The 19,764-nt window shown below is 70.4% G+C and carries 14 protein-coding genes, 3 pseudogenes and 1 riboswitch; of the genes and pseudogenes, 9 read left to right on the forward strand and 8 right to left on the reverse strand.

What is annotated here, in order from left to right:
- Nucleotides 1-237 precede the first annotated feature (237 nt).
- Nucleotides 238-424, forward strand: a riboswitch (cyclic di-AMP (ydaO/yuaA leader).
- Nucleotides 425-428: 4 nt separating this feature from the next.
- Nucleotides 429-1,310: a LysM peptidoglycan-binding domain-containing protein gene (locus J7E93_RS24625; protein WP_215072121.1), complete on the forward strand. Its 882-nt coding sequence runs from the start codon at nt 429-431 to the stop codon at nt 1,308-1,310.
- Nucleotides 1,311-1,469: 159 nt separating this feature from the next.
- Here J7E93_RS24625 and J7E93_RS24630 read toward each other — a convergent pair.
- Both J7E93_RS24630 and J7E93_RS24635 read right to left on the reverse strand, forming a co-directional pair.
- Nucleotides 1,470-2,102 (reverse strand): annotated as a pseudogene (locus tag J7E93_RS24630) (phosphoribosyltransferase); the annotation flags it as partial.
- 59 nt (nt 2,103-2,161) lie between these two features.
- Nucleotides 2,162-3,289: a CapA family protein gene (locus J7E93_RS24635; RefSeq protein ID WP_215072123.1), complete on the reverse strand. Its 1,128-nt coding sequence runs from the start codon at nt 3,287-3,289 to the stop codon at nt 2,162-2,164.
- A 221-nt stretch (nt 3,290-3,510) separates the two neighbouring features.
- Between J7E93_RS24635 and J7E93_RS24640 the strand changes: the two genes are divergently transcribed.
- Nucleotides 3,511-4,215 carry an alpha/beta fold hydrolase gene (locus tag J7E93_RS24640; protein ID WP_215072124.1) on the forward strand — a complete coding sequence of 235 codons (705 nt, stop codon included), beginning with the start codon at nt 3,511-3,513 and terminating at the stop codon, nt 4,213-4,215.
- Between the two features lie 64 nt (nt 4,216-4,279).
- Complete coding sequence (locus J7E93_RS24645; RefSeq protein WP_215072125.1) at nt 4,280-4,606, forward strand: hypothetical protein; 327 nt, start codon at nt 4,280-4,282, stop codon at nt 4,604-4,606.
- Between the two features lie 149 nt (nt 4,607-4,755).
- Here the strand turns inward: J7E93_RS24645 and J7E93_RS24650 are convergent, their stop codons facing one another.
- From J7E93_RS24650 to J7E93_RS24660, 3 genes are all read right to left on the reverse strand, one after another.
- The gene (locus J7E93_RS24650; protein WP_251067029.1) at nt 4,756-5,655 is read right to left on the reverse strand and encodes an AAA family ATPase; all 900 of its coding nucleotides are present in this window, start codon (nt 5,653-5,655) and stop codon (nt 4,756-4,758) included.
- Between the two features lie 22 nt (nt 5,656-5,677).
- Nucleotides 5,678-6,898 (reverse strand): T4 RnlA family RNA ligase, encoded by a 1,221-nt coding sequence (locus J7E93_RS24655; RefSeq protein ID WP_215072127.1) that lies wholly within the window; start codon nt 6,896-6,898, stop codon nt 5,678-5,680.
- Nucleotides 6,899-7,044: 146 nt separating this feature from the next.
- Entirely contained in the window at nt 7,045-7,767 is a 723-nt protein-coding gene (locus tag J7E93_RS24660; RefSeq protein WP_308368772.1) for a TetR/AcrR family transcriptional regulator, read from the reverse strand.
- Between the two features lie 101 nt (nt 7,768-7,868).
- Between J7E93_RS24660 and J7E93_RS24665 the strand changes: the two genes are divergently transcribed.
- Complete coding sequence (locus J7E93_RS24665; RefSeq protein WP_215072128.1) at nt 7,869-8,576, forward strand: NAD(P)-dependent oxidoreductase; 708 nt, start codon at nt 7,869-7,871, stop codon at nt 8,574-8,576.
- A 342-nt stretch (nt 8,577-8,918) separates the two neighbouring features.
- Nucleotides 8,919-9,404 carry a hypothetical protein gene (locus J7E93_RS24670; protein ID WP_215072129.1) on the forward strand — a complete coding sequence of 162 codons (486 nt, stop codon included), beginning with the start codon at nt 8,919-8,921 and terminating at the stop codon, nt 9,402-9,404.
- A 1,059-nt stretch (nt 9,405-10,463) separates the two neighbouring features.
- Here J7E93_RS24670 and J7E93_RS24675 read toward each other — a convergent pair.
- Nucleotides 10,464-11,855 carry a cellulase family glycosylhydrolase gene (locus tag J7E93_RS24675; protein ID WP_215072130.1) on the reverse strand — a complete coding sequence of 464 codons (1,392 nt, stop codon included), beginning with the start codon at nt 11,853-11,855 and terminating at the stop codon, nt 10,464-10,466.
- Nucleotides 11,856-11,917: 62 nt separating this feature from the next.
- A pseudogene (locus tag J7E93_RS24680) lies at nt 11,918-14,155 on the reverse strand (glycoside hydrolase family 9 protein); the annotation flags it as partial.
- A gap of 351 nt (nt 14,156-14,506) precedes the next feature.
- On the opposite strand from J7E93_RS24680, the gene J7E93_RS24685 reads away from it, so the two are divergent.
- From J7E93_RS24685 to J7E93_RS24695, 3 genes are all read left to right on the forward strand, one after another.
- Entirely contained in the window at nt 14,507-15,529 is a 1,023-nt protein-coding gene (locus tag J7E93_RS24685; RefSeq protein ID WP_215072132.1) for a LacI family DNA-binding transcriptional regulator, read from the forward strand.
- A 456-nt stretch (nt 15,530-15,985) separates the two neighbouring features.
- Nucleotides 15,986-16,468, forward strand: a complete 483-nt coding sequence (locus tag J7E93_RS37370; protein WP_251067030.1) for a hypothetical protein — start codon at nt 15,986-15,988, stop codon at nt 16,466-16,468.
- Between the two features lie 386 nt (nt 16,469-16,854).
- Nucleotides 16,855-17,973 (forward strand): lytic polysaccharide monooxygenase, encoded by a 1,119-nt coding sequence (locus J7E93_RS24695; protein WP_215072133.1) that lies wholly within the window; start codon nt 16,855-16,857, stop codon nt 17,971-17,973.
- 360 nt (nt 17,974-18,333) lie between these two features.
- Here the strand turns inward: J7E93_RS24695 and J7E93_RS37375 are convergent.
- A pseudogene (locus J7E93_RS37375) lies at nt 18,334-18,558 on the reverse strand (hypothetical protein); the annotation flags it as partial.
- Nucleotides 18,559-18,691: 133 nt separating this feature from the next.
- Here J7E93_RS37375 and J7E93_RS24700 point away from each other — a divergent pair.
- A complete protein-coding gene (locus J7E93_RS24700; protein ID WP_215072163.1) occupies nt 18,692-19,441 on the forward strand; it encodes a transposase family protein in 750 nt (249 codons plus the stop codon).
- Nucleotides 19,442-19,764 lie beyond the last annotated feature (323 nt).

Consider the following 19,764-nt stretch of genomic DNA (forward strand, 5'->3'; position numbering starts at 1 on the left):
CGGACAGAAGTACCGCTTCTATTCTTTCTCTCCCAATAGCCCCCTCAGGGGAATTTCCCGTCATGCCCGATATTCCTCGCCGGTGACATGAATCACCACAGGGAAATCCGCGGCCCTCCTGCCCGCGCATGCCCTTGCATCACAAGGAAGTTCGGGACGGCAGAAAGCGGACCGGAAATCACACGCACGCGCCGCACCTTGTTTCCGTCGCCATTTCTCGCCTACGGTCACCTCCACTCGGACGGATCGCCGAATCCTGCCACCGTCCGAACACCCGACCATTTCACCCGTCGGCAGGAGCGGGGGACCCAGGTATTTCGCCGGTCCGGAATTCCGGAGCGGCTCGGGGTGAAGCCGCACGTGTGCGGCCGGGCATCTCCAGCCCGAACCCGACAGCTCACCCCGCAGGCGCCGGAGAGGAATCCCACATGCCTGCACACGGTAAGCACCGGCGCCCCAAGACTCGCTCGATCAGCCGCGGTCTCGCCCTCGCGAGCACGGGCGGCGCCGCGCTCGCCCTGCCTCTGGTCGCCACGGCCGCCGCCCACGCCACGCCCGCGTCGGCCCCCGCGACCGTCACCGAGAAGGCCGTCGTCAATACGGCGGAAAAGATCAAGAAGGCAATTCCCGCCGCACAGGGTTCGGCGCGCACGACCTACACGGTCGTTTCCGGCGACTCACTTTCCGCGATCGCTCAGGAACAGCGTGTGCAAGGCGGCTGGAAGGCTCTGTACCGGGCCAATCGAAGCGTCGTCGGTGACAACCCGTCACTTATCCACCCGGGTCTCGAACTGACGATTCGCCCGCAGTCCGCCACGCCTCCGAAGTCGAAGGCGAAGACGAAGTCGTCGACGAACACGGGCACCACCGACCGGGCCAGCCGCTCACAGCAGCGAAGCTCCGCCCCGGCCCAGGCCGCCCCCACCCAGGCCCGTCCGGCCGCTGCTCCCGCTTCCGCCCCGGCGGCGCCCGCGGCCGCGAAGAGCTACACCAACGACCTCGACGGCTGGATCCGGGAGTCGCTGGACGTCATGGCGCAGTACGGCATCCCGGGCTCGTACGACGGGATCCACCGCAACATCATGCGCGAGTCGTCCGGCAACCCGCAGGCCATCAACCTCTGGGACTCCAACGCCGTCAAGGGCACCCCCTCGAAGGGTCTCCTCCAGGTCATCGAGCCGACGTTCCTCGCCTATCACGTGCCCGGCACGTCGATGGACCTCTTCGACCCGGTCGCCAACATCACCGCCGCGTGCAACTACGCCGCGGACCGGTACGGCTCCATCGACAACGTCAACGGGCCCTACTGACGCAGACGGCGCCACAACCCCCCGTTGCCACGGCCTCCTGCCGTGTGCGCGGTCGCCGCGGCCCTCATGCCTTTGTGCGCGTTCGTCGTCTCCTGCGAGGAGCCGTGGTGCTCAGGACCGCGGCCCCTCGCCGGGAGGCCGCGCCACCTCGCCGTACGCCGCGTGGTTGCGGTCCAGGCAGGCGATGACCTCCTCGTCCGCGGTCTGCGAGAAGTCCGCGTAGAACTGGCCGATCGCGTAGAAGAACTCCGGCTCGCGCACCGCGACCGCCTCGTCCACCTCCCCGCCGAGCCGGGCCAGCCAGTTGTGGGGCGCGACAGGCACGGCGAGCACGATCCGCCCGGCGCCTCGCGCCCGGACCACCCGGCAGGCGGCGAGCGCCGTCGCCCCCGTCGCCAGGCCGTCGTCCACGACCACGGCCGTTCGGCCGTCGAGCGGTGCCGGTTGCCGCGCCCCGCGGTAGCGCCGGGCGCGCTCCCGCAGCAACGCCCGCTCCCTTTCCTCGACGGCCGCGACATCGCGGTCGGAGACTCCGGTCTCGTTCAGGACCCGGTCGTTGAGCACCCGCACGCCGTCCTCGCCGATGGCGCCCATGGCCAACTCGGGCTGGAAGGGCACCCCGAGCTTGCGTACGAGACAGATGTCCAAGGGAGCCTCGAGCGCGTCGGCGACCTGTTCGGCCACCGGTACGCCTCCGCGCGGAAGGCCGAGGACCACGACGTCCCGGTCCTTGAGGTGCTCCAGGCGGGCGGCGAGCTGCCGCCCGGCGTCCGTGCGATCGGTGAAGTACATACCCGCTCGTCTCCCTCCTCCGCGGAGGGCACGCCGCCGGGCCCGGGCCGCCCTTCCCGCTAGGCGGGCGAGGCGACGAGGGTTCCGTCCTCGCCCAGGTCCACGTGCGCGCCGTAGGGCCGGCTGGTCCGGCCGAGAACGTCGTGCAGCCACCGCGCGTCCCGGCGGGAGGCGTGCTCCAGCCTCATGCGCCGGGCACGCAGGGGAATCATGCGCACCTCCTGGAGTGTGCCGTCCTCGGGCGTCACCGTGGGGAGGTGGAGCAGGCGCAGGTCGTCGCGGTACTGCTCGTACCCCGTGATGCCCTCGTAGTCGTTGATCAGGTCGCCGCAGCCGTACAGCACGAGTCTGCCCCGGTACACCTCCAGGGGCCGCGGGTGGTGCGAGGAGTGTCCGTGCACGAGGTCGGCGCCGCTGTCGATCAGGGCATGGGCGAAGTCGACGTCGGCGCGGGAGAGGGCGTAGCCCCAGTTCGAACCCCAGTGGATCGACACCACGACGATGTCGCCCGGCTTCTTGTCCCGTACCCGGGCGATGAGGCGGGCGGCCGTGGTGTCGGTCGGCGAGGCGGCGAAGTGGACTCCGCCGCGCCGCGCTGTGGCCGCCCACTCGTGCGGGATGCCGCTGGAAGCCATCCCGAGGGCGTGCACGACGACCCGCGCGCCGCCGGAAAGGTCCACGACCGCGGGCCGCTCCGCCTCCACCGCGGTCCGGCCCGCTCCCGCCGTACGCATGCGTGTGGCCCCGCCCGTGTCCAAGCCCTCCAACGAGGCGAGGGTGTCGTCGAGGCCCCGGCGGCCGTGGTCCAGGACGTGGTTGTTGGCGAGGACACAGACGTCGGGACGCGCGGCCGTGAGGCTCGGCAGGTTGTCCGGGTGCATCCGGTAGTGGACGGCCTTGCCGGGCGCGAACTCGTCGTTCGTGGTCACGGCCGTCTCCAGATTGGCGATCCGGACATCGGGCGCGGCGGCGTCGAGAGCGCCGAGCGCGACGCCCCAGGGGTAGGCGAAGTCCACGCGTCGGGGAATGGGGCCGCTGGCCGCCTCCGCGAGGGCCACATAGGACCGTGCATCGTGCACATAACGCTCGCGCAGGGCCGGATCGCCGGGGTGGGGAAGGATCTGGTCCACCCCGCGGCCGAGCATCACGTCTCCGCAGAGGAACAGTCGAACCACGTCACCGCCCATACACCCAGGGTAATGCGGCCCGCAAAGGCCGTAATCCGGACACCTGATGCCTCCGGGCTCGGGGGGACCGGTCCCGGCCGTTCCAGGCGTGGACGAGCTCCTCGGCGGGGCGTCTCAGCTCGCCGGGGGTGTCGCCCTTGTGGTGGTTGAGCCGGAACCACCCGCCGTGGCGGTCCGTGGCCCGGACCGTCAATGTCAGACCCTCCGGATACGTTGCCGGCATGACGGAATACGTACTCGCGGCAGGCACGTGGCTCGGATCGTGGGCGTGGGACGAGGTGGTGCCACCGTTGCGGGCGGCCGGGCACGGCGTCCACCCGGTGACGCTCTCCGGGCTCGCCGACAAGCAGGGCCTCGCGGCAGGGCAGCAGACGCATGTGCAGGACATCGTGGAGGTGGTCGAGCGCCTCGATCTGCGCGATGTCGTGCTGGTGGGGCACAGTTACGCGGGGATTCCGGTCGGTCAGGCCGCCGAACGGATCGGCGACCAGCTGAGCCGCGTCGTCTTCGTGGACTCCAATGTTCCGGCCGACGGTGAGTCGTTCGTGTCCGCCTGGCCCGACGGCCGGGCGATGGTGGAGGCCTCGATCGCCGCGAACGGCGGCTTCTGGGCTCCTCTCGCCGCGGCCGACTTCCAGGGCCAGGGTCTCGACGACGAGCAGATCGCCCGGATCGTGGACGGCGCGACCCCGCATCCGGGCGCCACGCTGACGGAGCCGGCCCAGCTGGCCAAGCCTCTCGGTGAGCTGCCGGTGACGTACATCAAGTGTCTTCTCGACGGCGACGAGCCCAACGCCGACGTGGCCGCGCTGCTGAAGAGCGAGCGCTGGCGGCTGGTCACGATGGAGACCGGACACTGGCCCATGTTCTCCCAGCCCCACGAGCTGGCCCGCATCCTCCTGGACGCGGCCGCCTCCGGTGCCTGACGCTTCCCCGGCGGGCCGCAGTGGAGCCTGGAGGGGGCTTCGAGGCGTCCCGTAGGCTCGGGCCATGGGTGACCTCCTGCCACTGTTGACGGTTGTCGGCGTCCTGGGCGCGGTCATGGGCTTCTTCGGTTGGGTGGCGTCCCATGTCCGCCGTCGTGGTCTCGCCGGCACCGCAGTCAGCGCCGCCCTGGCCTCCTACGACGAGGCGTTCCGGGTGACCGCTCACGTGTCCCACTACGAGCTGCGGGCGCAGGCGGAACGCCAGGTGCCGATCCCGTCGCCGGACGGACCATGGAAGCGCGGCCCTGGTGCGGGCGTTCCGCCGGTCACGCCGACCGGCCGGGCCCCGCGGACGCGTGTCCGCCGCCGGTGGTGGGCGCTTCGCCGGTGACCGGCGAAGCGCCTCGCCGCCGAGGGGCACAGAGGCACGGTGGCGCCCCGGGGCTCCCCCGTTCGTGTCCTCGCGGTACCGGCAGGGTCCGCGGTCCTGCGGGCGTCCGCCCGCGATGTCGGCGGGCGGACGACAGGCCTCTTCGGGCGCTAGAAGTTCCCGTAGTTGACCTGCCATGTCGGCAGGCCCATGCGGCGCCAGACGGCGACCACCCGGTCGCGGTCGTCGAGCGAGACACGGACCGCGTAGCGGTGGCGGACGTGGGCGTCGAAGAGTTCGGCCTTCACGATGTCGTCGCTGCGGCCGTCGTCCGATGACCGCATCCACAGCTCGTCGTACGGCACTTCGTGCCGGGCGAGCCACTCCTCCGTGATCCGCCGGTGGTCCTCACTGCGCCCCGACAGCAGCACGATCGTGTCGTTCTCGGCCGCGCGGAAGGCGCGCAGGGCCTGCCACACGGAGACGTTGAGCAGGTCGAGGTCGCAGCGGGTGAAGTCGTACGGTCCACGGTCGCCGCGCAGGGCGAGGGTGCCGTCGATGTCGCACATGACCGCCGAGGGCAGAGCCGGGTCGGCCACGTAGGGATCGGTCGCCGTCTGCGCGCCCAGCCACTCGGCGGTCAGCCGCCAGCCGCCCCGGGTGGCCTTGGCGTGCTTGTCGGCGAGTATGCGGATGATCTCCTCGCCGACGGACCGCTCACGCGCGGCGTCGCGCCGTACGCACTCCTCGACCGGAACCCCGGTGAAGTCGTGCACGACGAAGCTCGCGTCGAGGCCGGTGACGGCGGCCTTGAGGCGCTTGGGGATGTGCGGGGTCAGGTGCGTGTTGTCGACGACGACGTCGAAGCCTCCCTCGACGGCCGACCGGACGGCCGCGTCCTGGATGTCGAGGACGGTCCGCTCGTGGGCGTGCGAGCGGCCCCGCTCGGGCGCCGGGACGTCGAGCATGGTGCGCAGGTCGTCGAGGTTGACACGGCGCACGCGCCCCTCGCAGTCCGCCTGCAGCTGCCGGGCGGCGGTGGTCTTCCCCGAGGCGGGAAGTCCCGTCATGACGTGTACTACGGGCACGGGGTCAGTTCTCCACATCGGTCGTGAACGGGTCGGACGCCTCGGGGCGGACGGCGCGCCAGACGACGAGGTCGGTGGGACGCCCGTCGAGGCGCAGGAACATGGCCGCGCGGACGGTCTCGTCGGCAGGCAGCGCCTTGGCGGCCCGGGCGAAGGCGCCCCGGTCGTGGGCGAGATGAGCGATGCGCCGGTACGCCTCGTCGATGGCACGCTCGCGCGCCGCCGCCTCGCCCTCCAGGCGCGCGATCACTTCCCGCACCCATGCGTCGAACTCGTCCGGCACCTGCTCCAGGAGCGCGTCCAGCGGGCGTCCGCCGGCCGCCCGGATCCCGCCGAGCTCGGCGAGCGAGCAACCGAGGCCCTGCGCCAGCCGCTTCGCGGACATCCCGGCGAAGCGCTGAATGCCGTGGCTGCGCCAGATGTCCCGCTCGGTGACACCGGTCAGCACCTTGTGCAGACGTACGTACTCGGCCAGCTTCGCCTTCGCCCGGACGCCGGAGGCGTACCGCAGTACGAAGCCCTCGGCGTCGGTGCCGGTGGCGGTGTGGCCGCCGGGCAGCGTGTTCGACTCGGTCAGCGCGAGGAGTTCCGCCATCGGCATGGCGGGCCAGGTGCGTACGACCGAGCCGATCTCCGCCCAGTGCGCGGCGGCCTCGGCGAGCGGCAGCTCCGTACCGTCCTGTTCGAAGGCGGCGAGGAGCACCAGGTCCCGGCGGTCTCCGTAGTCGACGACGATACGATTCTGCGGGTAGAGGATCTCCGCGAGGTAGGTGACCCCGGGGATCAGCGAGCCGGTGTTCCTGGTGTCGAGCCGGCGCTGTGCCCAGGTCGCCTGGGCGCTGATGAAGGATCCCTTGGACGCGACCTGCCACCGGTCCGCGTAGTGGAAGACGACGGCGAGGCTGCCGTCGACCTTGTCGTAGACCTCGAAGGGCTCGTCCGGAAGAGCGGGCGCGTACGGCTGACCGGCCTCGTGCTCGCCGACGTTGAAGAACTTCGGCAGCGGCAGCGCGACGATCCTCCCGGTCGTGTCGTCCGCGACGAGCCCACGGCAGCGGGTCGTGACCTGATTCCAGATCCGCTCGTACTGGCACGCCCGCGTGTAGGTGTAGATCGACAGCGGCAGCTCGGGGTGTGCCTTGCGGGTGACGTGTCCGGCGTCGAGCGCCGCCGCGAGTTCCTGCGGCGGCAGCAGCTCCTGGAGAGTCAGGTACGCCTGGCTCATGGGTTCCTCCTGGTCCTTGGTGACTCATTGTCACCTGCGGGAGGTCGGGGAGGACAACGCTTTTCCCGCCGCCCGGTCGATGCGGGGTGGGGGCCGGGGCGGGGACCTTAGGGGCGCGCGCCGCGCCGACTGCGGCCGTACCGCCGTCAGCTGGAGGCGGGAACGCTCAACGAGCGCACCAGAGCGGCCAGTTCCTGTGCGAAAAGCTTGTCGGGGCGGAGGGTCTGGGACCGGAGGTGGCCGTATACCTCCAGTGAGACCAGTCCGTGCAGATGGCCCCAGATCCGCAGGGCCAGCGCGACACCGGCAGGCGGGAGGTCGGGGAAGGCGGGCCGGACCTTGTCGAGCAGGCCGCTGTCGAAGTCGGACCAGTCGAACGCGCTGTCCGCGTAGAGCTCCTGGGCGTACGGCCAGGCCGCGTCGGCGAGGCCGGCCAGACCGGTGCAGACGCGGCGGGCGGCCTCGGGGGCGGCTCCGCCCTCGGGCGCGCGGTAGCCGGGCACGGGATCTCCGTAGACGAGCCGGAAGCCCTCGGGGTGGTCGAGCGCCCAGCCGCGGAACGCCTCGGCCCAGGCGTGGATCCGGGCCGCCGGGCCCGCGGTGGCGGCGGTGCGCCAGGCGGTGTCGACGGCGTCGGCCAGGGCCGTGTAGACGTCGTCGATCAGCGCGGTGACCAGGTCGTCGCGGGTGGCGAAGTACCCGTAGAGGGCGTTGGCGGTCATGCCCATCTCGCGGGCGATGGCCCGCAGAGTGATCGCGTCGGGCCCGCCCGAGGCCATCAACTCCAGCGCGACACGCTTGATCTCGGCCGTCGTCTCGATCCGCAGCCGCTCGCGGCGCCCGCCGGGAATTCCTCGTGTGCTCACCACGGCGGCCACTGTACAGCGTCACGCTACTGCTCCCCGTGTAGTAACTTCACGGCGTATAGTTTCTGGACGCCATAAATCGACTGTCGGGATAGGGGAGAACCATGCACATCGGAGTCATCGGGGCCACCGGGACCATAGGGAGCCGCGTCGTCACCGAGGCCCTCGACCGGGGCCATCGGGTCACCGCGCTCAGCCGCGACGCCGCTCCCCGGGCCGCCGCCGAGACGCGGGCGGGCATCGTCTGGCGCAGCGTCGACGTCCTCGACGCCGCGAGCATCGCCTCGGTCCTTCCCGGCCTCGACGTGGTCATCAGCGGCTTCCAGCCGGGCAACGCGGCGACCGACCTCGCCGACACCGTGCGCCGTTCCATCGCCGATCCGACCCTGTACGCGACCGCCGCCCGGGCCCTGCTCAAGGCGCTGGAGACGCGCCCCCGTACCCGTCTGATCGTGATCGGCGGCGCGGGAAGCCTGGAGGTCGCACCCGGAGTCGTACGAGCCGACTCCGAGGAGCTCCTCCACGAGACCCTCGATCTGGTCGGCCTGCCCCGGGAGTACGCGGGGGCCGTGCGCGGTCATCGCGACGCGCTGAACGTCCTGCGCACGTCCAACCGGCTCTGGACATACTTCAGTCCGGCGGAGGACATCGCCCCCGGCGAGCGCACGGGGCGCTTCCGCGTCGGCGGCGACCAGCCGGTCCTCGACGCCGACGGCCTCAGCCGCATCTCCGCCGAGGACGCGGCGGTGGCCCTGCTCGACGAGGCGGAGCTGCCGCGGTTCGTCCAGCGGCGCTTCACGGTGGGCTACTGACTTCGCGGGCACGCGGCCCACTTGAGAGCTCGTCACGGGCGGGTCGGCGCACCGTGGCACGCGGAGGGGCCTGCCGCGGATGCGCGACAGGCCCGTCCTTCTCGTGGCCGAGGCGGGATTCGACGGGGGACGCCTGGGAGCCGTACCGGCTCATCGACCCTGAAGGGCAGCGCATCGAACCGGTCGCGATCTACTTCAAGGACCTGCTCACCGCAGACAGCCCTGCCACCACGCTGTACTCGTACGGCAACGGCCTTCTCCGGTGGTGGCGATTCCTTCTCTGCACTTGGCAAGTCGGGCTCCTCTGTGTTGCGGATGGCGCAGGTGTGCGACGATCGCGCAATGCTGCGCAGCCTCGAGATCGTTGCGGTTCTGTCGGGACTGGAGGAGGTTCATCGTGATCGCTTGTTCTGGGAGCGCACGATCGAGCTGAATTTGGATTGCTTTGTCTGCGAGCGCGTGGGCCGGACGACAGTGCTGACGTGGGGGGCCGAGCGCGCTGTCTGCATGAGCGGCGGAGACGAACACCACTTCACGGCAGCACGGATCGCGGCGTTCGATGTGACGAGCCAGGAGGACCGGCTCGTATTGAAGTCCGTGGTGGACTTCTGGTGGGCGCCGTTCCAGGATGCCAAGCGAGGTGGGCGAGCGACGCCGTCGAGTTCCTGGGTTCGCCTGCACTACGGCTACTACTGCCCGCATAAGGAAGCATCGGCCAAGGGTTCGATCCAGACGAACGTGCGGCGTCCCGGCTCCGTGTATTGCGGCGAGTGCGAGACGGTGATCGCAGCCGATGCAGAAGTTCCGTCGATTCGGCTGCTGGTGTGAGCCCTTGGTAGGGCTTCTCTGCACCGAGTCAAGTGGTGTGCTCGTCAGTCCTTGACCGGTTCGTGGGCGAGAGCCAGTCGTCTGTGTCGCGGTGGCGGCCGAGTCCGACTGCGGCGAACTCGTCGACGTGATTGCCCTTGGCAGCGCCGAGTCGCCGAAGCACCTGAGAGATCGGCGTGCCGGTCGTCGGCGACGGCTCCCCTTCGCCCGAGCGATGAAGACCGCGCGGTCACTTCCGAGGAATGGAAGGAGTTCCTGGACCACTTCGAGCGGCGCAAGCTGGCACTGGGATCTTGCGGACGAGCCTTCGGAACCGACTGCATCCCCGAGCACGCTTGTGTTCGCTGCCCGGTCCTCATCGTGGATCCCAACGAAAGAGGGCGACTGGTCGAAATCCGTGACAACCTGAATGACTGGATCACCGAGGCCGAAAGGGAAGCATGGCTCGGCGAGGTCGACGGTCTCTCAGTGAGCCGGGACGCCGCAGAATAGAAGATCACGCAGCTTGACGCGAGACAGAAGAAGAAGGATTCACCGGTGTCCATGGGGATTCCGAGCATCAGCCAGATGGCCGTCCGGGTCAGCTCCGCTGCCGTTTCTCCCGAGTGACCTATCGCGACCCCCGGGCGACTCCTCGATGACGAGCAGCTTGAGGTTGAAGTCGCGGAACTGGCTCATGGGACATGAGTACCACGGAGGTACGACACGGGTCCTCCGCCCGGCCCCCCGGCCGGGCGGAGGAAGGCGGCGGACCGGGCCGTCCCGCCAGCCGGGCGCGGCCCCGTTCAGGCCGCCGTGGCGGTCAGCCTGAAGTGCATGCCGTGGCAGACGTGGAGGCGGCCCAGCTCGAAGGCAGCCACCAGGGTGGCCGGCGTTTTGATCTGCGGGTCAGGCAATAGTTTCCTCGTCAGTGTCGATGGTCGGTGCCGACGATCACAGAGCGCCGTGACCGGTGCGTCGCTCGGGCATGTGGGGACGGGCGCCCGCAGGGGGCGCCGACCGGTTCTCCGTCCACTGTCGGGACGGGGCTCCGGCCGGCCGGAGCCCCGTCGGGGGGGGTCAGCTGGTGGGGAAATTGTCGGTGCTGCTGATCCGGCTCTTGATCAGTGACCCCGACTCCGTGAGCACGCCGCTGCTGCTGTAGTCGGTGCCGTTGCAGGTGCCGGGGCGCAGTGCCGCGCTGGACTCGGGTGCGTCGGAGTAGGTCCAGTTCGCGTAGCCGATCTTCAGCTGATCGAGCAGGTCCAGCCAGGCCGTGGTGCTCGCCCGGTCCATCGTTCCACCGCCCGTGGCACTCACCGTGCCGAACTCCGTGACAAAGAGCGGCAGTTGCGAAGCCGCCCGGCTCACCGTGGCGCGATAGTTGTCCTTGTGGCTCGCGGCGTAGAAGTGGAACGCGTACATGATGTTGGTGGCCTTGACGGGGTTGTTGACGATCTCGCTCTCGTTGGAGCCGTCCGAGACGCCCAGCGAGGACCAGCCGCGGGTGCCGACGATGATGACGGCGTCCGGGTCGGCGGCCCGGATCACCGGGATGACCTGCTCGGCGTAGTTCTTGATCGCCGTCCAGCTCACGCCGTTGGGCTCATTGGCGATCTCGTAGATCACGTTCTTCTTGTCGGCGTTACGGGCCGCGACGGACGCGAAGAACGTCTTCGCGCGGTCGAGGTTGTAGTTCGGGTCGCCCGGCGTCAGGGTGTGGAAGTCGATCACCGCGTACATGCCCCTGGCCTCGGCCATGTCGACGAGGCTGTTCACGCGGCTGGTGAAGCCGGCCGGGTCGGTCTCGTAACCGCTCTCCTGCACGTACATGGCGATGCGCAGCAGGTCCGACTTCCAGTCCTTCGCCAGCGCGTCCACGGACGCGGCGTTGTAGCACTTGCTGAACCACTGGATGCCGTGCGTGCTCATGCCCCGCAGCTGGATGGGGCGGTTGTACTGGTTGCAGAGGTTGACGCCGCAGACGTGGAGCTTTCCGTTGACGTCCACGGGGGTGCCGGTGCCCGGGCCGGGTGTGGGCTCCCCGCCTCCCGGCGGGGGCTCTTCGACGGTGCCCGTGCAGGCGACGCCGTTGAGCGTGAACGCCGTCGGCTTCGGGTTGGCGCCCGTGAAGGAGCCCACGAATCCCAGGTCGGTCGAGGCGCCGGTGCCCAGCGCGCGGTTCCAGTCGACGTTGGTGGCGGTGACCGTCGAAGCGGACTGCGACCAGGTGGCGTTCCAGCCCTGGACGACCTTCTGCCCGGCGTCGGGCATGGTGATCTTGAGTGTCCACCCGTTGACGGGTTCTCCCAGGTTGGTGATCTTCACCCCGCCCTGGAAGCCGCCCTGCCACTGGCTGGTGACGGTGTAGTCGACCTTGCAGCCGGCGGCGGCCGCCGCCGGGGGGCTCGACAGGGCCATGAGTCCGAGGGCTGTCGCGCTGGTCGCGATCAAGGCCAAGAGGCGTTTCACAGTGTTCCTCCTCGTGCGGGTCGGAAGGAGTCGTGGGCGGCGTTCCCGTGGGCCGCCGGTGCGCCCTGGTCGGCCACGAAGGAGGCCATCCAGGTCAGGGCGGAGTTCCAGTTGATCGTCAGCTCGTTGGTCGACCAGGACTGGATGTCGTCGATGTAGCAGAACTGCCCGGTGCAGCCCTGCAGTCTGCTCTGTGCGAGCGGGTCCTGAATGCTCGAGTTCGGGCCGCCGGCCAGCGAGCCGGAGGGCGGCGGAGGCAGCTTCGGGTCGAGCTGGCGGGCGTACCAGCGGCTGTGCTGGTTCTGCGCGCTGACCTCGCCGTAACCCGTGACGTACGAGATGTTCAGGGCGTTGCGGCCCAGGATGAAGTCCATGCTCTGGACGGCCCCGTCGCGGTACTTGGCACCGCCGGTGATGTCGTAGGCGGTGGCCAGGACGACCGCGTTGTTGAGGATCTGGTGGGTGGATCCCCAGTCGTAGGTGTGGCCCTCCGGGGCGTACGGCATGCCGTACGGGTGGGCCTTGAGGGTGGCCAGGTAGCGGTCGGCTCCCTCGCGTACGGACTGGCGGACCTTGTCGCGGCCGGGCAGCCGGTTCGGGACGGTGGCCAGGTCGAGCCGGGCGGGGACGGCCGTGCGCGCCCAGTCGAAGCTGATCGGCCCGAAGATGTCGGCGGTGTGGACCGGGGAGTTGAGAATGTGATCCCGGAACTCCCTCCCGCCCGTGGTCAGGTACAGCTCGGTGGCCGCCCAGTAGAACTCGTCGCTGACGTCACGGTCGGCGTAGGTGCCGCCGCCGATGCCGTCGCTCTCGGAGGCCAGGACGTCGGGGTGCGCGAGGGCCGAGGCCCATGCCGTGCGGGCGGCGGCGAGCGCGGTGGCGGCGAACCGGGGGTCGTACGGCTTGTACAGGCGGGCCGCCTGGGCGGCGGTCGCCGCGAGGTTCAGGGTGGCCGCGGTGGTCGGTGGGTGCAGTTCGCGCTTCTGCGGGTCGTCGGCGGGCATCAGCGGCAGCCCGGTCCACTGCTCGTCGTGGATCTTGTGGTGGGCCATGCCGGCGAGCGGTTCGCCCTCCGGTACCTGCATCTTGAGCAGGAACTCCAGCTCCCAGCGGGCCTCGTCGAGGATGTCCGGGACCTTGTTGCCGCTCTCGGGGATGTTCAGCGTGCCGTCACCCAGCTTTTCGGCCTGTCCGGTCCGGGCGTGCCGGGCGCGCTCGTAGGTGCTGAGGAGCTGCCAGACGGAGATGCCGCCGTTGACGACGTACTTGCCGTGGTCGCCGGCGTCGTACCAGCCGCCGGTGGCGTCGAGTGTGTAGTCGCAGACGCCCGGCTGGCAGGGCACGTTCCCGTCGCCCTGGTTGGGGGCGATGTCGACGTGACCGGCCTCGCGGCCGTATCCGGGCCGCAGGTCGTCGCGGATCTCCACCCCGCTGCGCTGGGTGTAGTAGAACTTCGCGGCGTCCAGGCGGAGTCTGTCGTAGGCGGCGGTGCCGATGTCGAAGGGCCGGCTCGTCTCGCCGTCGGCGACCAGGGTGAGGCCCGCCCCGGCGCCGCGGTGGACACCGAAGTCGATCGAGTGGACGTTCTGCCCGGAGGAGGGGTCCACGCCGCGCGGCACGCTCCAGCCGCGTGCGACGACGGTGCCGGACGCGTTCTTCAGCTGCCAGGGCAGCCGCTCGGTCGCGTCGGTGACGAGCGTGGCGTTTTTCGGCCCGCGGGGCAGGTAGGCGACCTGGTTGACCCGGACCCGGGGGCCGGTGTCGGGTCTGTACTCCTCCGGTGGCACCCCGCCGAGCAGCGACACGTCGTCGAGGCAGAAGCGCCAGGGGTCGGCGCCGCCGCCGAGCTGGAAGGCGACCTGGCCCTGCGGCGTGTCGACCGGCGAGGTGAAGGTGTAGGTGTACGTGTTGCCGGAGACGCTCACCTGCGGGGTGACCTCGTGGTACGCGTCGTACGGTGCCACTTGCAGCCCCACGACGGCGCGGACGGAGTTGCCTTCAGGGGCGCCGGTCGCACTGAAGCGGAACCGGTACGACTCTCCCTTGACGAGCGTGAGGTCGTTCTGGCCGACGGCGGCGTCCCAGCGGTTCGCCGTGCCCCCGGGCACGTCGGCGCAGAGTCTGCCGTCGGCCGGCCCGACGGTGACGTTGTTCGTCCACCACGAGTCGGTGCCGGTGTCGAAGGTGCCGTTCCTGACCTGCTCCACCTCGTCCGCCCCTGCCGGGCCGGCGGGCACCGCGGTGAGCCCCGCCGCCAGCAGGGCCGTCAGAGACAGCAGGGCGGTTCTGCGTTTGTTCACGTCTCGGCTCCTCACAGGAGACAGGGAGCGACTCAGGAATGGGAGCGCTCCCATCGGGCGGGGGTCATACTTGTGGCTGGAGTGCCGAGCCGTCAACGACCCGGACAGGACCCGCTGCACGGGGATGCGCGAGCAACTCGTCTCCCCGGCATGTGCGTCGGGGTCGCCAGGGGTCCCCGCGAGCGCCGTTCTCCCTGCCGAGGAGGGGCGGATTCCGCTCGGCCCGCCCTTCCGTGGCCCCCGCCCGCGGAGGCGTACCGGCCGACCGCGGAGGCGTACCGGCCGATCGCGGAGATGTAGCGGTCGAGCGCGCGACGGGCCGTAAGATCGGGTGCTCTTGGGGGTGTCAATATGCTGAAACGCAGTTCGGGCACACCGACGCTGGAGGAAGTGGCCGCCCTCGCGGGAGTGGGGCGGGGCACGGTCTCCCGAGTGATCAACAAAGCGTCAGGTGTCAGGGAGTCCACCCGCCGTGCCGTGCAGCGTGCCATCGACGAACTGGGCTACGTGCCCAACATGGCGGCACGTTCCCTGGCCGGGCGACCCGCCGGCGCTGTCGCGCTGGTGATGACGAAGACGGACTGGCGACTGTTCGGAGAGCCGTTCTTCTCGGAGGTCGTGCGAGCGGTCGGGGACGCCCTGTCCGAGGCGGGCCTGCAGCTGTTGCTCACCCTCGTCCGCACGGACGACGAGCGGCAGCGGCTCGTGGAGTACGTGCGCGGAGGCCGGGTCGACGGGGTGCTGCTGATGTCGGTGCGGGCCGAGGACGTCCTGCCCGACATGCTCGCCGACGCGGGGCTGCCCACGGTGCTGCTGGGCAGGCGCTCGGGTGACGAGCGGGTGACCTACGTGGACACGGACAACGTCGGCGGCGCGCGCGCCGCGGTCGTCCACCTGGTCGAGGGCGGGCGGAAGGCCATCGCCGCGATCACCGGACCGCCCGATATGTACGTCGCCCGGTGCAGACTGCGGGGCTACCAGGAGGCGCTCGCTGATGCCGGGCTCCACGAGGTGCCGTCGCTGGTCGCGGAGGGCGATTTCACCGAGGCCAGCGGGCGGCGGGCGATGGCCGAGCTCATCGATCGGCACCCCGAGGTCGACGCCGTATTCGCCGCGTCCGACAGCATGGCCGCCGGAGCGCTGACCGCCCTGCTCGCGGCGGGGCGGAGGGTGCCGGAGGACGTCGCGGTGGTCGGCTTCGACGACTTCGAGCTGGCCGAGCAGACGGAGCCCCCGCTGACCACCGTCCGTCAGCCGATGGAGGAGATCGGCCGGACGATGGTACGGCTGCTGCTGGAGGAGATGGAGCAGCCGGAGGTGGCCTGGCGTCATGTGATCCTGCGAACCCGGCTGATGGTGCGCGGATCGGCCTGAGGGCCTTCGGGCAGCGCCCCGGCCGGTCGGGCCACCGGTCGTCCCTGCCTTGGCCGAACGGCGCGACGGCTCGCAGGTGTCCCGCCGGGTAGCGGGGGAGGGCGCCGCCCGGGGCGGCCCTGTAGGTCCACGCGGGCGGCACCTCTGAAGGCGGACGGGCTGAGGTGGTTTCGGGAGCGCTCCCAAAACCGCCCCGCCTCGACGGAGTTGCGATCGGAACTCGCTCTGGTTTGTGACCTGCCCCTTTGAATTCCCTTCGACGCGTTCGACGCCGATGGCTTGTCAGGGACACCGCGACACTCCTACAGTCCCCTCCGAACCCAGTGAGTGGGAGCGCTCCCAGGGCGGGAGTTCGGGAGCGCTCCCGAGTTCTTGATCGTTCAGCGCTGTACCGAGAGGGGGCGCGGCCCGGCCCCGCCCCAGCCCCGTCCGGCCCACACCCGGAAAGGCCTCGCCATGAGCCCGAGCCTCTTATCGCTGTCCTTCCGGCCCGCGACCCTCGCCGCCCTGTGCGCCGCCGTCCTGTGCGCCGCCGTCCTCGCCGTGACCGGCCTGACCCGCCTGTCCGGCGCCGCACCGCACGTCGCACCGCACGTCGACCCGCACGGCGACCCGCACGTCGACCCGCACGGCGAACCGCACGTAGAACCGCTGTCCGCCGTGGCCCTGCCGCATCAGGACCCGTCCCTCCCGGTGGCGGGGCGGGTCGACGACCTGCCGGCGCGGATGACGCTCGACGACGAACTCGGGCAGATGGCCCAGGCCGAGAAGGGCTCCCTCGTCCCGTCGTCGGACCTCGCCACCTACCGCATCGGATCGGTGCTCTCCGGCGGCGACTCCATGGTCAGCCCGAACACCGCCCGGACCTGGGCGGACACGTACGACTCCTTGCAGCGGACAGCGAGCATGAGGACCGACCCGACCAGATCCGCTTCCTGATGGTCGGCCAGGCCGGATGGTCCCACCCGACACGCCGGTCGCCGGTGCGGACGCCTACCCGGAAGTGGCTTCTCCGCCGGCTCGCTGGGTGCAGGACGGGACACGGGCGACATCCAGGTCTGTCTGGCTAAGTCGGGCTGGTCGGCCTTCGGCGAGGTCGGCGACCACAGCCGTACGACCGCGTCTTCCCGCACCGACGCTCCGGCGATCACCGGCCGTGCGGGCACCGCACGCCGCCCGCCTGATCCGCACCTCCCCACCCGAGCCCCCCTGCCCGATCCGGCGGACCGCTCCCCGGGCGGGCAGGGGTCCCGATGACCGGAAAGCGAGCCGCAAGGAGGCAAGCAAGGCCCCGAACCACTCCCACACAGGCACAGGAGACACCCATGGCTCGACGCAAGAAGCGACTGCTCTCGCTGGCGGCGGTCTTCGCGACCCTACTCGGCGGAATCGGTCTGGCCCTGCTGGGTCACAGCAGCGCCCAGGCGCACGGCGTCACGATGATGCCCGGATCGCGCACCTACCTCTGCTACCTCGACGCCAAGACCAGCACCGGCTCGATGGATCCGACCAACCCGGCCTGCCGGGCGGCGCTCGACGAGAGCGGCGCCTCGTCGCTCTACAACTGGTTCGCCGTGCTCGACTCCAACGCGGGCGGACGCGGCCCCGGTTACGTTCCGGACGGAAAGCTGTGCAGCGCCGGCGACCGGTCGCCGTACAACTTCACCGGATACAACGCAGCCCGTGCGGACTGGCCCCGAACGCACCTGACGTCCGGGAAGGCGATCCAGGTCAAGCACAGCAACTGGGCCGCGCACCCGGGCTCCTTCCGGGTCTACGTTTCCAAGCCCGGATACTCGCCGAGCACCGAACTGGGCTGGGACGACCTGGAGTTGATCCAGACCGTCACCAACCCGCCGCAGACCGGCTCTCCCGGCACGGACGGTGGCCACTACTACTGGAACCTGAACCTGCCCTCGGGCCGCTCGGGCGACGCGGTGATGTTCATCCAGTGGGTGCGCTCGGACAGCCAGGAGAACTTCTTCTCCTGCTCCGACATCGTCTTCGACGGCGGCAACGGCGAGGTCACCGGTATCCGCGGCTCGGGCGGCACGCCGACCCCGACCCCGACTCCCACTCCCACCCCGACTCCCACCCCGACTCCCACCCCGACTCCCACCCCGACCGATCCGCACACCGGGTGCATGGCCGTCTACAAGGTGACCAACGCCTGGAACGGTGGCTTCCAGGGCTCCGTCGAGGTGATGAACCACGCCACGACGGCACGTGACGGCTGGGCCGTGAAGTGGAAGCCCGGCGCCGGCACGAAACTCAACAGTGTCTGGAACGGAGCTCTGACTACCGGATCCGACGGCACGCTCACCGTCGCGAACCTCGACTACAACCGGACCATCCCGCCGGACGGCAGCGTCACGTTCGGCTTCACGGCGACCTCGACCGGCAACGACTTCCCGGCCGGCTCGATCGGCTGCGTCACCCCGTAGCCGCTGAAGGAGGGAGCGCCGCTTCCCGCCACGCACGGGAGGCGGCGCTGCCCCGCACAGCGGCGAGGCACCCGGGAATGGCGAGATCATCGCGGCCGGCGGGAGTACCGCCGCCGCGACCCTCGGCACAACCGGTGCCAACGGCCTCGCCGGTCCGTCCGGCCCCGGCGACGGCAGGCGTCCACGAGCCCCGGCCGCCCGCGGACGGGTCGTCCCGGACGGGTCAGTCGGCCGTCCTGAGGCTGCGCACCGTGTGGGGTGCGGTGTAAGAGGTCCTAACAAAGGTGTTGGACGTGTCGGTGGGTGGATGAGGCAGGTGGCGAGGCCGAGGAAGGCTTCGTGGATGTCGTCGCGTCGTGCTCACCGGACGCGCAGGCGGCGAAAACCACAAGGGCCACGAGGAACAGGCCTCCAAGGGCGTCGACAAGGCTGGTGACTCGCTCCCACGTCCTTCTCGGAGCGCAGCTGGACCTCCAGGTCGCCCGTGCCGTGATGGCCCAGCCCCGTCACGTCCCGGGTGAAGCCCGGTACGAGCTCGACCGTGGCCGGCTGGACCTTGAGGTACACCAGCAGCTTGTCCTGCCGTCCAGTGAGCGTTTTCAGCGTGGCCACTGATCGGGTGAGGGGGGCGGGGTGAGGGCGGGGTCCGCAACGGGCAGGGCTCCCGTGCCGTTGAGGAAGGTGTTCGATGCCTCAACCCACCGGCACAGGAGCCCTGTTGGTTCCCTATCCTGCCGCACTCGACCTGCCCCACGCCCTGGTCGAGTGGGTCACGATGCTCATCGTCACCCGTGACGGTGACCGGCCGTGCAAACTCCCGCCGCACCAGCGAGCGCTGGTCGCTCTTGTGTACCTGCGCCGCCACGACACCCTCGCCCGCATCGCGGCCGGATTCGGGATATCCGTCGGCACCGCCCACGCCTACGTCACGGCCGTCACCGGCCTGCTCGCCGGCCGCGCCCCCGGCCTGCTGAAGACTCTGCGCGAACACGATCCCGACTTCGTCCTGCTCGACGGCACCCTCGCCGAGTGCGACCGCGCCGGCGACAGCCGCGCCGACTACTCCGCCAAGCACCGCCGCCACGGCGTGAACATCCAGGTCGTCACCGATCCGGACGGGCAGGTGCTGTGGATCTCACCCGCCTCGCCGGGCCGCACCCACGACCTGACCGCCGCACGCATCCACAAGATCATCCGAATCTGCGAACGCCAGGGCGTCCCGATCCTTGCCGACCGCGCCTACACCGGCGCCGGGCCCTGGGTCACCACCGGCCTCAGACGGCCACCGGGCGGCGAACTCACCCCCACCCAACGCACCGTGAACCGCGCCCTGGCCCAGGCCCGAGCGCCCGTCGAGCGTGGCATGGCACGGCTGAAGTCCTGGCAAATCTTCCGCAGATCCCGCATCAGCCCCAACCGGATGACCGTCATCACCAAGGCCGTCCTCACCCTGGAGAGGCAACGGTGAAAACGCTCACTGCTTCAAGCCGGCCTCCGATCCGCGACGCTGAGCGAATCGAAGCACGGAGGAGGCTCAAGTCCATCGATATGCACACCTTGGCACAACTGCCGTGCAGGGGAGCCAGAAGGGGACTCTTAGTTCAGAGAAGACCTCTGGGTTTGAGCCCAGCGAGCTGCCTAACTGCTCCACCCGGCGAGTTCCTACGGTACGGGTGGCCCGGTTCGCGGGCCGGCGAATTTTCACGGCGGTCGGGGCGCGGTGAGGGGCGGGACCGGGGTCGGGGGCGCGGTGCGGGTCGGGGGCGCGGTGCGGGTCTGGGGCGCCGTGCG

It is taken from the genome of Streptomyces sp. ISL-36 (assembly GCF_018614205.1).
Lineage (GTDB): Bacteria > Actinomycetota > Actinomycetes > Streptomycetales > Streptomycetaceae > Streptomyces.

Excerpts from the sequence above, each read along its gene's own strand:
- J7E93_RS24685 (WP_215072132.1), top strand. The coding sequence starts at position 14,507 with ATGCTGAAACGCAGTTCGGGCACACCGACGCTGGAGGAAGTGGCCGCC.
- J7E93_RS24655 (WP_215072127.1), bottom strand. The coding sequence starts at position 6,898 with ATGAGCCAGGCGTACCTGACTCTCCAGGAGCTGCTGCCGCCGCAGGAA.
- J7E93_RS24625 (WP_215072121.1), top strand. The coding sequence starts at position 429 with ATGCCTGCACACGGTAAGCACCGGCGCCCCAAGACTCGCTCGATCAGC.
- J7E93_RS24670 (WP_215072129.1), top strand. The coding sequence starts at position 8,919 with ATGCTGCGCAGCCTCGAGATCGTTGCGGTTCTGTCGGGACTGGAGGAG.
- J7E93_RS24695 (WP_215072133.1), top strand. The coding sequence starts at position 16,855 with ATGGCTCGACGCAAGAAGCGACTGCTCTCGCTGGCGGCGGTCTTCGCG.
- J7E93_RS24635 (WP_215072123.1), bottom strand. The coding sequence starts at position 3,289 with ATGGGCGGTGACGTGGTTCGACTGTTCCTCTGCGGAGACGTGATGCTC.
- J7E93_RS24645 (WP_215072125.1), top strand. The coding sequence starts at position 4,280 with ATGGGTGACCTCCTGCCACTGTTGACGGTTGTCGGCGTCCTGGGCGCG.
- J7E93_RS24640 (WP_215072124.1), top strand. The coding sequence starts at position 3,511 with ATGACGGAATACGTACTCGCGGCAGGCACGTGGCTCGGATCGTGGGCG.
- J7E93_RS24650 (WP_251067029.1), bottom strand. The coding sequence starts at position 5,655 with ATGACGGGACTTCCCGCCTCGGGGAAGACCACCGCCGCCCGGCAGCTG.
- J7E93_RS37370 (WP_251067030.1), top strand. The coding sequence starts at position 15,986 with ATGAGCCCGAGCCTCTTATCGCTGTCCTTCCGGCCCGCGACCCTCGCC.
- J7E93_RS24665 (WP_215072128.1), top strand. The coding sequence starts at position 7,869 with ATGCACATCGGAGTCATCGGGGCCACCGGGACCATAGGGAGCCGCGTC.